The organism is Candidatus Alcyoniella australis (assembly GCA_030765605.1).
Taxonomy (GTDB): Bacteria; Lernaellota; Lernaellaia; order JAVCCG01; family Alcyoniellaceae; genus Alcyoniella; species Alcyoniella australis.
Genome location: JAVCCG010000036.1, coordinates 1 through 14,147 on the forward strand (window position 1 = coordinate 1; position 14,147 = coordinate 14,147).

Below are 14,147 nucleotides of genomic sequence, written 5' to 3' on the forward strand. Positions count from 1 at the left end.
AAAACCATTTGTCGCGTCTAAGACTCGAGGGTCGAAGGGAATGCCACGGGTTGCATGGTGAATCGTTTTAGTTAATCTCGAGCCAATACTTCCGGCGAGCCTACACACAAAGATCGATATCTCGATCTTTACCCCCATCTCCCCAATGCTTATTCGCGGAGTGGATCGTTGCCTAACGACCAGCGAACTACGCGAGCCCTGCACCCGGCTCAAAGCCGTCGACGCGGGGTGGGTCGATGTATTACGACCAGCGAACTACGCGAGTTTTGTAGCACCTCAAAGGTGCCGTGAGTTTTGTGCCGCCTCAATCCGGGTCGCAGGGTCCGTCGCAGTATTGGACGACCTCGCCAGTTGCCAGCAAGTGCGATACCTGCTGCATCACGTGGGGCAGGAACACCACATCGGAGTGCACGTTGTTGTCCACGGTGGGCGGGACGTTCGATTCCGGCGGCGGATTGGCCTGGGCCTGCTCGACCAAGTGGTACTGCACCATTACCGGAGCAGTCGTCGGCGAAGGAATGATATTCAACCCGTAAACCGGGTAGATCGAGGGCTGGATCAACGCCGCCCCTGTTGAGCGCGCCAGCATCTCGGTGGCGATGTTGGGCACCTGGCAGTCGCCGATCGATTCCTGGATCAGGGTCACGCGATCCGGCGGCGCATCGGGCAGCGGTTCGTAGTAAAGCAGCCGCGTGAGGTTCACCGGGTCGGAGAGGTCGAACCGCGACTGGATCAGTGCGATTCCTATCTGCTGGGCCAGCGGATCGGGGTATTTCAGGTCGAGCACCAGTTTGACCGGCAGCCAGTTGATCGAGCGCGTGAACATGTTGAGCCAGACCGAGCCGGGAACCGCAAACACGCCGCGCGAGACGCGGTCGGAGATCGAGACGAACGACGAGCCCTGGATTCCGCCGAGGCTCACGCCGTAGTAGTAGACTCGGTCCGGATCGAGCAGCGCTTCCTCGGTGACCATCACGTCGGGATCGGTCGAAAGCTGGTTGAGCGCCAGTTCGGTGAGAGTCAGGTTGTTGATCAGCGACTGTTGCAGCCGGTCGGTGACCAGCGAGATGTTGTTTAGATCGGTAATCACGTTTTCGAGGATCATGTTCATATCGCCGGCGCTCAGGCCGATCCAATCGGTGGCGATGATTACTATGCCGTTTTCCTCGGCCAGCGGCTGGATATACTTGGCGGCCCAGCCGTTGAGGTAGCTGCGCCCCGAGCCGAACAGTCCGTGGCCGAAGATCATCAGCGGCAGCGGCTCGCCCAGAGTGCGCGCCTGCTTGGGGATCACCATCGTGAACGGGAATGATTGGTTGGTCTCCTGACGGATCGGGTGGTGCAGCCCGTCGTAGTCGAAGACGCTGTTCTCGTTAAGAAACGTCGGCACCTCGAACGTGCCCTCGATCACCTTGGCCGCCCACTGGTTGGGGTCGACCTGAATCCGGGTGATGGTGTAGCCCAGGTCTCCGGCGTTCAGCGCCTCCTCGCGCATCGAGAGTATCGAGCCGAGCAGGAAGTCCTTGGAGGCGACCATGAAATCCCAGGCCAGCAGCAGTTCGTCGCGCTGGTAGCCGTTCTCTTCGAGCATGGCGAAAATCAGCTCGTAACGCTCGCGCACCGCCTCGATCTCGGGGTTGTTGGTCAGCACGCCGTCGCGCAGCGCAACGAACGCCGGCGGGGATGTAAACGGCGCGCCGTCCACGTCGTTGAGTTCGTTGGTCAGTGCGATCACGTGGCGGTGGCCCATCTCCATCGGCGACATCGGGCGCAGGATCAGCGCGTAGCGGTCCGGGCGGGATTCCTTGCGGTTGGCGTCCATCTCCGACATGAACAGCAGGCGCTCGCCGGTCTCGATGTCGAACAGCGCGATGGGCGAGTCCAGCGCCACCGACTCGTCGAGCTCGTCGGCAAAAGTCAGGTCGTCGGGGTCCACGTCCGCGGCAAAGTGCAGCAGGATCGGTCCGGCCGTGGACACGCCGTCGGCGTCGTTGGTCGGCCCCAGATCGAACGGCGGCATGTCCGGCGGCACGGGCAGCATGTCGTCGGGATAGTTGTTGCGCACGCCCGTGGCGCTGTTCGGATCATCGATCTGGAAAAACGAGCTGGGATAGGGCAACACGCACTCGTCGCTGGTGGCGAACGGGTTGCAACCCGGGATCAGCTCGAGGGTAATGCGATCGTCCGCGGTTTGCGGATCGGGGGATGATGCATCGTCGTCGTCGTCGGCCGCATCGTCGTCGTCGAGTAAGTCGTCGTCATCGGCGTCGTCATCATCATCGCCCTGGGAGCAGGCGCCGAGCAAACAGGCGCATGCCACCAACGCAGACAGAAAAAGTACAAGCGCAAGCCGTTTTACCTTCATTATCGCCTCCGAACGAGTGACCCCGGTGGAACCTTTCTGCTTACGCTACGAGTCAATCTTTGTCAACTTAATCAACCTCACAGGTATTAGCCTAGCGAATATGTCCCCTGTAACTGCTCTGCGATTATGTCCCCATGGCAAAGATTAGAATGGAGATCGGTCAGAGAGTGCGGCGTCGGCGCTCGGAATCGACCGTGGCCACGATCGCGGCGTAGGCCAGGGCGAAGATCCCGAGCAGCAGCTGGAGCACCGGCTGGCTGGGGATGCACTCGGCAAAGAACGCGAAGCCGAACAGGATCAACGCTACTTTGCCCAAAAACTCGCCGCGCCAGGCGCGCACCAGACTATAGAGCAGAAACCCGGCCAACGGCGTGAGCAAAAACGCCAACGCCCAATATTGGCCCACGGGCACTGAGGATCCCTCGCCGAACATCAGCAGGTTGTGGATGTTGACCGCGTCGAACTTGTTGTGCACCACGAAAAATTGCGGCGAGTCGTAGCCCAACACCTGCTGCAGCCAGTCCGACTCCTCCATTGCCAGCACAAAGAAGTATGCGCCGTAGAGCGCGAAGCGCGCGCGTTTGCCGCTGATCTTGACCGCCAGGACCGTCGACAGTGCGAAGGTCGCCAGGTAGCAAAGCATCTCGGCCAGTTCCACGCCGCGTCCCTCGGCCTGGAGCAGTTCCCAGTGGGTGTAGAGTTTGAACGGCCCGAACTCGGAGATCCCGGTCAGACCAACGGCCGTGATCACCACGCCTGCGCCCACCAGCAGGGCGAGCAAGAAGATCGGATTGCGATAGCTCTCGAGCAGATGCGGCTCATCGGACATGGCCGCATTATACATGGGCCGGCAACGGCTTGCGCCGGGCGCCGCGGCCTGTCTATGATCCGGAAACGGAACCAGGAGGATCGATGTTGAACAAGAGCAAGATCGAGGGAATCCAGAAGGGGAGTTTCGAGAGCTTCGACGGCACGCGGATCGCCTATCAGTCCGTGGGCCAGGGCCCGCCGCTGGTTTTCGCCAACGGGCTGGGCGGCACGTTCAACGCCTGGTGCTATCTGTTCAACCACCTCAAGGCGCGCTACCGCATCGTGACCTGGGATTACCGCGGGCTCTACGCCTCCGAGCGTCCGCGGGACCTCAATACAATGACGATCCCGGTGATGGTGCGCGACATGCACTGCCTGATCGAGCACCTTAAGGTCGAGCGCCCGATCATTGCCGGTTGGTCCATGGGCGTGCCGATTGTGATCGAGTATTACAAGGCCCACCCCGAGCAGGTGCGCGGCCTGGGCCTGATTTGCGGCAGCGCGGGACGGCCGTTCGACACGGCGTTGCACTGGGGCGGCAGCCGCTACCTGATGCCGCTGGTGTTCAACCTGCTCGAGCGGCTGCCGGGTCTTACGGGCAAGGCGATGAAGCTTTCGCTCAACCTCGAGCCGCTATTCAAGCTCGCGCAACCGTTGGGCATAGTGGCCAAGGAGGCTGACATCGAGGTCTTCAAGGAGCTGGTCGAGGACTACTCGGGCCTGGACTTCGAGGCCTACTTCCACGTGATGAACGACATGGGGAAACAGGACGCCTGGGACTTTCTCAGCCGCATCGACGCGCCGACCTTGATCGTGGCAGCGGGCCGCGACTTCTTTACTCCGGTCTACGTCAGCGAACGCATGCACCGCCGCATTCGCGGCTCCGAGCTGCTGGTGCTGCCCAAGGGCACGCACTACGCGCCGCTGGAGTTCCCCAGCGAGATCAACGCGGGCATGGATAAGTTCCTCGACCGCATGGAGCGCACCAACCCCCTGCCCGTTAAAGCCGCGCCCAAGCCGAAGCCCAAACCCAAGGCCAAAGCCAAAGCCGCTGTTAAAGCAAAGCCCAAACCTGCGCTAAAAAAGACGGTCGGCAAACCTAAACCTAAAGCCGCTGCTAAAGCCGTGGCCAAGGCCAAAGCCAAACCGAAGACTGCTGTAAAGGCCAAACCAAAGCCTAAAAAACGGAAGTGAGCCGCCTCCGCGACGCGGAAACGGGGTGGGTCGTGGCCTTACAACCGGAGAGGCGAGCCTTGCTCCCGACTCAAAGCCGGGCGCTCGCGTGTTTTGCTGTAGCTCCAAGCGGTGGTCGCGGGGCGGATCGTTGGATTAGGACCAGCGTTCTGCGCGTGTTTTGTGGCAGCTCCAAGCTGCCGCTTAGGGCCGGTAGGTCAGTGCCGGGTCGCCATAGATCGTGAAGCCGAAAATGTTGCGTAGGTAAAGCTGCGGCTCATAGCCCATCTTCAGGAAAAAGTTGTCCATGTAATTGTTGATCCCGTCGCGGAACGATGTGCCCAGCGGCAGGCCGTCGACGATGAATTCCTCGATAGTAATAATGAACGTCAGAGACCCCTCGCCCAAATCGCCGGGGTGGGTCACGGTGGTCGAGCCGATGAATCCCGCCGCCTTGTCCGCCAGCAGCGCGTGGCCCAGGCTGTACTCGGTGGCCTTGGCATTGGAGCAGGCGCTGGAGAAGACCACGCTCGGGGCTGATCCGCCCACGTCCGGAAGGTCGGCCACGCGGAAGAAACGTTCGTTGTCGTAGCCGGTGTAGGCGGCAAAGGCGCTGCCGTGACAGGCCCACATCACGAACCCCAGGTCGTGGCCGTTCCAATAATCGATGAAGGCCGAGCTCTCCAGCGGGATCTCGGGCACGGCGAGGTTGTCGTCGGCATAGGCGCGGGTCACGTTGAATCCCGCTGGCGCCAGGGTCTGAGTACGAATCACCTCCATGATGATCGAGGAATCGCCCTCGAGCTGAATGCGTCCCGCGGCGAGCATTACGTCGTTCTTGTACGCGGCGTTGGATCCGGTCCAATCGACGATTCGCGCTGCAACCGCTGCGACCTGCTGCGGATCGTCCAGCGGGATGCGCCCCACCAGCAGCTCGGCATTGAAGTCCATGGCGTCGTCGCCGTACTCGCCGTAGAACCCGTCGCCGTCCGAGTCCCAGGCCGAGGTCAGGTCGGAATAGTAGAAATCGGTGAGCGTGGTGTACTCGCCCTGAGCCGAGTGATTGAGCGGATCGAGGTACGCGGTGCACATCGGCAGCAGCGCGTGGGAACCGATCAACAGCACGTACTGGGTGCGGCTCGGGTCGTACTCGCCCAGCAGGTAATCGCGCAACGCGACCATCATCTGCTCGGCGTCGCCCTTAATTCCGAGCTGCTCGAGGTTGGTCGATTTCACCGAGAGCCCCTCGTCGTGACGCAAAGCCTTGAGCTCCATGGCCGCGGACTCGAGATCCGGATTGGCGGCCACGATGATGTAGTCGTGTATCCCCGGATCGTCGGGCACCTGCTCGTCGCCGCCGTCGCCCGAATCGTCGCCGTCTCCGGGATTATCGCCATCGGCCGGATCGCCGTCATCGTCGTCGTCGTCTCCACCGGAGCAGGCGCAGAGACTCAACACGGCGCACAGCGCCAGGATTAGCCACAATCTACCAGTATGCTTGAACATCATCCCCTCGCGGATAGTCCCCTGTGAGGTGAATTATACACCAGCTCCGCACAATGCCGCGTCAGGGAGTCAGCACGACCTGCACTCGAGCTTGGGGATCGAGAAAGCGTTGGGCCACGCGTTGCACGTCTTGGGGCGTGGCGCTCTGGAGCAGCACTCGCATGCGCTCGATTTCGTCGCGCGGAAGTTTGTACAGCTCGTTGAGCACCAGCTGCGAGGTCCAGGCCGAGCCGGTCTGCAGCTCGATCTCAAAGCTGCCCAGCACGTAGCGCCGCCCGCGCTTAAGCTCCTCGAGCGAAACGGGTTGCTTGCAGATGCGCTCGAGGTGCGCATCGATCTGCTCCAGCACGTGCTCGACCTTGTCCGGCGCGCAGCCGATGTAAACGCCGAAGAATCCCGGATCAAGGCCTTCGACGCTGAGGCTGTTCAGGCTGTAGGCCAGGCTCTGGCGGTCGCGCAGATCGAGAAACAGCCGCCCGGACTGTCCGCTTAGAATCGCACTGAGCAGCTCGAGCAGATGGCGGTCCGGATCGTTGAGGGTTGCGCCCGGAAAGCCGATCACCGCGTGGGCCTGCTGCTTGTCGCTGCTCTGGGTCGCCTGGCGCGGCCCGTCAAGACGCGACGGCGCGGGCTCGGGTCGCAACGGCTCGAGGTCCGCGGTTTGCTGCAGGTCGATCGCGTCTTGCAACGCATCGAGGGCCTCCAGCGGATCCACGTCGCCAGCCACGCCGATCACGCACGAGCGCGCGCGCAGCTGGTCGCGCCAGGCTCGCCTAAGCTGCTCGACGCTGATCGCGCCCACGCTTTGGACGTTGCCCAGGCTGGGGAAGCTGTAGGCGTGGTCGCCGTAGAGCGTGCGCGCGAACAGGTCGAAGGCCACGCGCGCCGGTTGATCGCGGCGGCTGGAGAGGGCAAAGAGCAGCTCGCGGCGTTTCTTCTCGGCCTCGTCCGCATCGAAGCGCGGACGCAGCAGTACGTCGCTGAACAGCTCGAGCCCGCGCTGGAAGTCCGCGGCCAGAAACTCGCCGGTAAGGCCGATGCTGTTGCGGCCCGAGAATCCGCTCAGCGATCCGGCCAGCCGGTCGACCTCGCGGGCCAGCTGCGCCGCGTCGCGCGTGCTCGTGCCCTTAGTCAGCATCTGGGCGCAGAAGTTTTGCAATCCTACGTGTTCGACCCGCTCCATGCGCTGGCCCCCGAGCAGGGCCGCGCGCATGCTCACCACGCCGCTGCCCGGACGCTGAATCGCCACCAGTTTCATTCCGCTTGGCAGCTCGCGATAGAGCGGCTGGACCTGCCGCACCGTGCGCCGCGCCGCCTTGTGCGTTTGCGTCGGCTGGGCGACTTGCTCGGGTGTAGCCTCGACCGCCGCAGGCGCGGGGGCTGCCAGAACGCGCTCGAGCAGCGCCTTTTGGCTCGGCGCGTCTCCCGCCTGCTCGGGCCACAGCGCGGCGAGCCGAATCCGTTCGGGCCGCATGTATTGCGCCACGACCCGTTGCACGTCTTGGGCCTGCACCGCGCGCACCCGCGCCAGGTACTGGGCCTCGAGATTTACATCATCGGTGAGGCTCATCGACAGCCCGAGCTTGTGCGCCGAGCCCTGCACGGTCTCGGCGTCGAACACCAGCTCGGCCTCGACGATCCGCTTGGCCTTGCATAGCTCCTCGGGGTCGGGCGGCTCTAGGGCGATTTGCGCGCACTGCTCGAGGATCGCCGAAAGGCAGGGCTCGAAATGCTCGGCCGTGGTCATCGCCCCGGCGAACATCAGCCCCGGATCCTTGGGCGTATAGTTCTGGGCCCAGACCGCGAACGCCAGCTCGCGCTTATCGTGCACCTCGCGGTACAACCGGCTGGATTCTCCGGCCCCGAGCACCAGCGCCGCCACGTCCAGGGCCGCCGCGTCAGGATGATCGATGGCGGGCGCGGGCCAGGCCAACGATAGGTAGCATTCGGACACGGACGAGGCCTCGATCTGCGCGCGCGGTCCCTCGGGCTCGGGCTCGGCCTGACGCGGACCAACGGCGGGCAACGGCGCGGGCCGCCTTTGGCCGAACTCGCTTTCGATCAACTGCATAATCACGTCCGGCTCGAACTCGCCGGAAACCACCAGGCAGACGTTCGACGGGCAATACCAGCGGTCGTAAAACTCGATCACCTTTTCGCGGGTCATCGCGGCCACGGACTGCTCGATGCCGATGACCGGTCGGCCGTAGGGATGAATTGCAAAGGCTTCGGAGAACTGTAAATCGCTGAGCCTGATCTGCGGGTTGTCGCGGCCGCGCAGGATCTCCTCGCGGATCACCTCGAGCTCGCGCGTCAGCTCGTCTTGATCGAACAGCGTATTGTTCAACGCGTCGCCCAACACGCTCAGCGCGCGATCAGCGAAGCGCGAGGCAATCGTGATGTAGTAGACCGTATGATCCAGGCTGGTAAAGGCGTTGATCTCGCCGCCCAGACCCTCGACCTCCGCTGCGATCGCGCCCACCGGCCGCGTGGGCGTGCCCTTGAACACCATGTGCTCGTGTACGTGGGCCAGGCCCGCCTGATCGGGGCGCTCGTCGGCCGAGCCGACCATCACCCAGGCCTGAACCGAGACTACCGGCGAGCCCGACAGCGGGTCGAGCACGATCCTCAGCCCGTTGCCCAGAGTGCGGATTTGCGGCCATTGATCGCTACGATTCACACATTATCCTTTCATCCGTTGCGAGCCGATGACGTTAGAACCTTTACCCCGGCAGATCAAGAGAACCCTTGGGGAAGGGAGGGAATGCCACGGAGGGCATGGTGAATTGTTTTAGATAATTTTGAGCCAATGCCCCGCGAGCGCTCACCAAATAATGCTATTCAACATTATTACCCACCCCCATCTTCCGCCGCGGAGAGGGTCGTTGGATTACAACCAGCGTTCTGCGCGAGCCTTGCCCCCGGCTCAAAGCCGGGCGCGGAGAGGGTCGTTGGATTACAACCAGCGTTCTGCGCGAGCCTTGCCCCCCGCTCAAAGCCGGGCGCAGGGCGGATCGTTGGATTAGGACCAGCGAACTATGCGAGCTTTGCTGCGGCTGATAACCGCCTCAAGGCCGCCGTCGCGGAGAGGGTCGCTGGTTAACGACCCTGGTGCTGTGCGAGTTATGCGGCGCCTAGACGTCGAGGTTGACCACATTGAGTGCGTTGTCCTCGATGAACTGGCGGCGGGGTTCGACCTTGTCGCCCATCAGCACGGTGAACACCTCGTCGGCCTCCACCGCGTCCTCGATTCGCACCTGGAGCAGCACACGCTTCTCCGGGTCCATGGTGGTATCCCACAGTTGGTCGGCGTTCATCTCGCCCAACCCTTTGTAGCGTTGGATGGTCAGGCCGCGGCTTCCCAGATCGAAGATCAGCCGCAGCAGTTCCGCGCGATCGCTCGCCTCGGAGCTTGTGCTGTTTTCGATCACGGTGAACGGCGCCTCTCCCAGTTCTGCGAGCAGCTTGTCCAGCTTGATCAGTTCGCGGTACTCGGCCGAGCTCAGCAGGTCCAGGCCCAGGCGTCGGCTGGTGTACTGCCCGCCCGCGGCGTATGTCACGTCGAAGCCCCAGGTGCCGTATTCCTCGTTGAGCGTGGAGTCGCCCACGTTGAAGCCCAACTGCTCGAGTTCTTCGTGCATCTGCGCCACATAGTCGGCCTGCTCGATCTGCTTTTTAAAGTTCAGCCCGCGGCCCAGCAGGTAGCTGATCAGCTTGGAGCCGTAGCCGCGGCGCTCGAGCTTGCCCAGGTGGTAGTGGTAATCGATCAGCGAGCGCACCATTGTTGCGAGCTTGCGGCCGTCGATCTGTTCGTTGCCGTTGCTCTGGACCTTGACCCCGTCGCAGGCGCGTTCGATCTGCAGCTCTCGCAGCGCGTCCTCGTCTTTCATGTAGATGCCGCGCTTGATCCCCTTGCCTGCAACGCGGAACAGCGGCGGCTGGGCGATGTATAGGTTGCCCTGTTCGACCAGCCCGGGCATCTGACGATAGAAGAATGTCAGCAGCAGGGTGCGGATGTGGCTGCCGTCCACGTCGGCGTCGGTCATGATGATGATCTTGTGATAGCGCAGCTTCTCGACGCTGAACTCGTCCACGCCGATGCCCGTACCCAGGGCTTGGATGATGACCTTGATTTCCTCGTTGGCCAGCATCTTGTCGAAGCGCGCTTTCTCGACGTTGAGGATCTTGCCGCGTAGCGGAAGGATCGCCTGGAAGCGCCGGTCGCGCCCCTGTTTGGCCGATCCGCCGGCCGAGTCGCCCTCGACTAAAAACAGCTCGGCTCCGGCCGCGTCGCGTTCCTGGCAGTCGGCGAGTTTGCCCGGCAGGTTGCCCGCTTCCAGTGCGCTTTTACGGCGTGTCAGATCGCGGGCCTTACGCGCTGCGTCACGGGCGCGGGCCGACTCGACGCACTTGGCCACGATCTTGCGCGCTACCGTCGGGTGCTCCTCGAGGTAGGATGAGAGCTTCTCGTTGACCAGCGTCTCGACCAACCCCTTGACCTCGGTATTGCCCAGCTTGGTCTTGGTCTGCCCCTCGAACTGCGGCTCGGGGACCTTGACCGAGATCACCGCGGTTAGACCCTCGCGCACGTCGTCGCCCGAGGGCGAGCTTTTGAGATCCTTGAGCAGGCTGTTGTTTTGGGCGTAGGAGTTGACCGTACGCGTCAGCGCCGACTTGAATCCGATCAGGTGCGTTCCGCCTTCGATGGTGTTGATGTTGTTGGCGAAGCTGAACAGTTTTTCCTGGTAGCCGCGGTTGTATTGCAGCGCGATCTCGACGCTGACCCCCTCGCGCTCGCCCTCGAAGTAGACCGGCTTGGGGTGCATCGGCTCTTTTTTCTGGTTGAGGTGCTCGACGAACTGCAGGATCCCGCCCTTGTAGAAGAACGTATGGTTCTTTTCGTCGCGCTCGTCGGTGATCGTGATCTTCAGCCCGGCGTTGAGGAAACTCAGCTCGCGCAGGCGCTGGGAGAGAGTATCGAAGTTGAAGATCAACTCCTGGAAGATCTGCGGGTCGGGCTTGAAGGTGATCTTGGTGCCGCGTTTGCGGGTCTTGCCCTCTTCGGTGAACGGGGATGCGATCTCGCCGCGCTCGTAGCGCTGGGTGTAGACCTTGTCGTTGCGACGAATCTCGAGATTGAGCCACTCGCTCAGCGCGTTGACCACCGACACGCCCACGCCGTGCAGGCCGCCGGAGATCTTGTAGCTGGATTTGTCGAACTTGCCGCCGGCGTGGAGGATCGTCATTACGACCTCGGCCGCGGGACGATTTTCGCGCTCGTGCCAGTCGGTGGGAATACCGCGTCCGTTGTCGATCACGGTCACCGAGTTGTCGACGTGGATCGTGACATCGATCTCGCTGCAGTAGCCGCCCATCGCCTCGTCGACGCTGTTGTCGACCACCTCGTAGACCAGGTGGTGCAGTCCCAGCGCGCCGGTCGAGCCGACGTACATCGCCGGGCGCTTGCGCACCGCGGCCAGCCCCTTGAGCACCTGGATGTTCTGGGAGGTATAATCCTCCCCTTGCGTTTTATCTTTATTCTTGTCCGTCATAGTTTGATTATCCGTGCTAGAGCCTCATGGGCATGATCACTGCCAGGAACTCTTCGTTGCCCGTAAAGCGGATGATAGCCGGGCTGAGCTCGTCGCCGAGGCTGAGCTTGACCTCCTCGGCGTCGGATGCGCCGAGCACGTCCAGCAGGTAGCGCGAGTTGAAGCCGATGGCCAACGGTTCGCCCTCGCTGGCCACATCGAGCTCCTCGGTGGCGTCGCCGAAATTGGGATTGCTCGACGAGATGTTCAACGCATTGCCCTCGAAGTCGAGCTTGACGCCGCGCGTTATTTCCGAGCTGAGCACCGAAACGCGACGCAGGGCCGATGAGAGCAGTCCGCGGTCGGTGCTGATGCTGCGCTGCAGCTCCTTGGGCACCACCTGGCGGTAATCGGGGAACTCGCCGTCGATCAGTCTGATCACGAACAGCACCGAGCCCTTGCTGACGATGATGTTGCGCTCGCGCAGCATCAGCATTACCGGCTCGTCGTCGTCCGAGAGCAGCTTGCGCAGTTCGGCGACTCCCTTGCGCGGGATAATTACCGGTTCCTCGAGCTTTAGGTTGCCCAGGCTCTCGACGGTCTTGACCACCATGCACAGCCGATGTCCGTCGGTGCTGACCATCCGCAGCAGCGGCTGACCTTCGCCCTGCTCGCTCTCGAACAACACGCCGTTGAGGTAGTAACGCGTCTCGTCGGTGGATGCGGCAAAGGCTGTCTTCTCCATCATGTCCAGCAGCATGTCGCCGTCCACGGCCTCGAAGCTCTCCGGATCGAACGCCGGGAACATCGGGAAGTCCTCGGCTGCCAGACCGACCACCTTGAACACGGCCTTGCCGCTGGTGACCTGGATCCAGTCGTTGTCCAACGTGGCGATGCGGATCGGTCCCTCGGGCAGCTCACGGATAATCTCGAACAGTTTTTTGGCCGAGACCGTGATGTTGCCCTCGTCCGCCACGTCGGCGGAAAGCTGCACGCGGATCCCGACTTCAAGGTCGGTGGCGACCAGTTCAAGCTGATCCTTGCCCGCTTCGAGCAGTACGTTGGAGAGGATGGGAAGCGTATGCTTTTTGTCGATAATGCTCTGGATTCTTCCCAGTCCGCGCAGGAAGTCATCTTTGGTTATTGTGAATTCCATGGCCGCGTCCGTGCTCCTTATATGTTCTATGTATTATAGTCTTCTAGTATTAGTATTATCGCCTGTGAATTTGTGGATCGAGCGTACAACTGCCCGGTGCCAAAGGCAAACCTCCTGGTGATAAAGTATGGACCGTGCTGTGTACCGATCGACCCAATCTGTGAACAACCGACTTGTCCACAATTGATCCCCCGAACGACTCCCAGGCTTTTAACACCCCTTGCATCCCCCTGATTGGCCGCCGTCTGCGGCTCAACCCTTGCTCAGCGTCTTGAGCAGCGAATCGATCTCGCCGCTGAGGTTGATGTCTTCCTGCATTTTCTTGACGATGCGGTTCACCGCGTGGATCACCGTCGAGTGGTCCTTGCCGCCGAAGCGCTGGCCGATCTCGGGGTAGCTGGCCTCGGTGATCTTGCGGCTGAGGTACATCGCCACCTGACGCGGGTGGGCGATGATCTTGGGCTTCCTGTGTCCGCGCAGGTCGTGGACCTTGACGTGGTAGTAGTCGGCCACGGTTTTCTGGATGTCCTCGATCGTCGGCCGATGGTTCTTGTCGCGGATCATATGCTTGAGCACCTCTCGCGCCAGCTCGACGGTGAGCTGCTTGCCCGAGAGCGAGGCGAAAGCGTGAGCGCGGATATAGGCGCCCTCGAGTTCGCGGATGTTGTTGCGGAAGTTGCTCGCCAAAAACAGCGCCACGTCGTCGGGCAGGTCGGCGCGTTCTTTTTTGGCCTTGGCGATCAGGATCGCGATGCGCGTCTCGAGCTCGGGCGGCGCGATGTCGGCGATCAGCCCCCACTCGAAACGGCTGCGCAGCCGCTCCTCGAGGCCCGGGATGTCCTTGGGGAACTTGTCCGAGGTCATCACGATCTGGCGCTCGGTCTCGTACAGCGAGTTGAAGGTGTGGAAGAACTCCTCCTGGGTGCGCTCCTTGCCCGTCAGGAACTGGATGTCGTCGATCAGCAGCACGTCGCAGCCGTTGCGGAACTTGTTGCGGAAAGCCTGAATGCGGTTGTGCTGCAACGACATGATCATCTCGTTCATGAACGTCTCGGCGGTGATGTACAGCACGCGCATGTCCGACCACTTGCGCATCACGTGGTTGCCGATGGCGTTGAGGATGTGCGTCTTGCCCAATCCCACGCCGCCGTAAATGAACAGCGGGTTGTAGCTGCGTCCCGGATTGTTGGCCACCGAGTTGCACGCCGCGTAGCAGAACTGATTGCTCGGGCCGACGATGAACTGGCTGAACGAGAACTGCGCGTTGAGCTTTTTGCGCTCGTTGCGCTTGGCGCGATGTCGGCGATCCACCGGCGGCGTGGTCTCGTCGTTGAGCAGGCTCAGTTGGGCCTTACCCTTGGCCTCGTTGATCATAAACTTTAACTGATAGTGACGACCGGTCAGCTCGTGCAACGCCTCTTTGGTAATCGAGATGTATTTCTCGAGAAACACCTCTTTGGCGTACTTGCTCGGGACCTCCAGGGTCATGGAACTTTCCTCGGCGTCGACGAACTCGACGGGCTCGACCCACGCCGACCAGGCCTGAGCCGGCACGCGTGAGCGCAGCAACTGAGCCGTCTCGGTCCAAACAGTCTTCATTTCGGCC

General features: G+C 62.0%; 8 protein-coding genes. 1 reads left to right on the top strand and 7 read right to left on the bottom strand.

The genetic code is table 11. From position 1 onward, the window contains the following. Positions 1–304 precede the first annotated feature (304 nt). Both P9M14_04255 and P9M14_04260 read right to left on the bottom strand, forming a co-directional pair. Positions 305–2,365 carry a hypothetical protein gene (locus P9M14_04255; protein MDP8254938.1) on the bottom strand — a complete coding sequence of 687 codons (2,061 nt, stop codon included), beginning with the start codon at positions 2,363–2,365 and terminating at the stop codon, positions 305–307. Positions 2,366–2,525: 160 nt separating this feature from the next. Beyond that, the gene (locus P9M14_04260; GenBank protein MDP8254939.1) at positions 2,526–3,194 is read right to left on the bottom strand and encodes a hypothetical protein; all 669 of its coding nucleotides are present in this window, start codon (positions 3,192–3,194) and stop codon (positions 2,526–2,528) included. A gap of 83 nt (positions 3,195–3,277) precedes the next feature. Between P9M14_04260 and P9M14_04265 the strand changes: the two genes are divergently transcribed. Next, positions 3,278–4,369 carry an alpha/beta hydrolase gene (locus P9M14_04265; protein MDP8254940.1) on the top strand — a complete coding sequence of 364 codons (1,092 nt, stop codon included), beginning with the start codon at positions 3,278–3,280 and terminating at the stop codon, positions 4,367–4,369. A gap of 183 nt (positions 4,370–4,552) precedes the next feature. On the opposite strand, the gene P9M14_04270 is transcribed toward P9M14_04265, so the two are convergent. The 5 genes from P9M14_04270 to dnaA form a co-directional block, all read right to left on the bottom strand. Continuing rightward, positions 4,553–5,854 carry a C25 family cysteine peptidase gene (locus P9M14_04270; GenBank protein MDP8254941.1) on the bottom strand — a complete coding sequence of 434 codons (1,302 nt, stop codon included), beginning with the start codon at positions 5,852–5,854 and terminating at the stop codon, positions 4,553–4,555. A 61-nt stretch (positions 5,855–5,915) separates the two neighbouring features. After that, a complete protein-coding gene (locus P9M14_04275) occupies positions 5,916–8,534 on the bottom strand; it encodes a pitrilysin family protein (GenBank protein ID MDP8254942.1) in 2,619 nt (872 codons plus the stop codon). Positions 8,535–8,988: 454 nt separating this feature from the next. Continuing rightward, positions 8,989–11,406 (bottom strand): DNA topoisomerase (ATP-hydrolyzing) subunit B, encoded by a 2,418-nt coding sequence (gyrB, locus tag P9M14_04280; GenBank protein ID MDP8254943.1) that lies wholly within the window; start codon positions 11,404–11,406, stop codon positions 8,989–8,991. A 16-nt stretch (positions 11,407–11,422) separates the two neighbouring features. Continuing rightward, positions 11,423–12,541: a DNA polymerase III subunit beta gene (gene dnaN, locus P9M14_04285; protein ID MDP8254944.1), complete on the bottom strand. Its 1,119-nt coding sequence runs from the start codon at positions 12,539–12,541 to the stop codon at positions 11,423–11,425. A gap of 252 nt (positions 12,542–12,793) precedes the next feature. Further along, on the bottom strand, positions 12,794–14,140 hold the full coding sequence (gene dnaA / locus P9M14_04290) for a chromosomal replication initiator protein DnaA (GenBank protein MDP8254945.1): 1,347 nt from the start codon (positions 14,138–14,140) through the stop codon (positions 12,794–12,796). Positions 14,141–14,147: the final 7 nt, after the last annotated feature.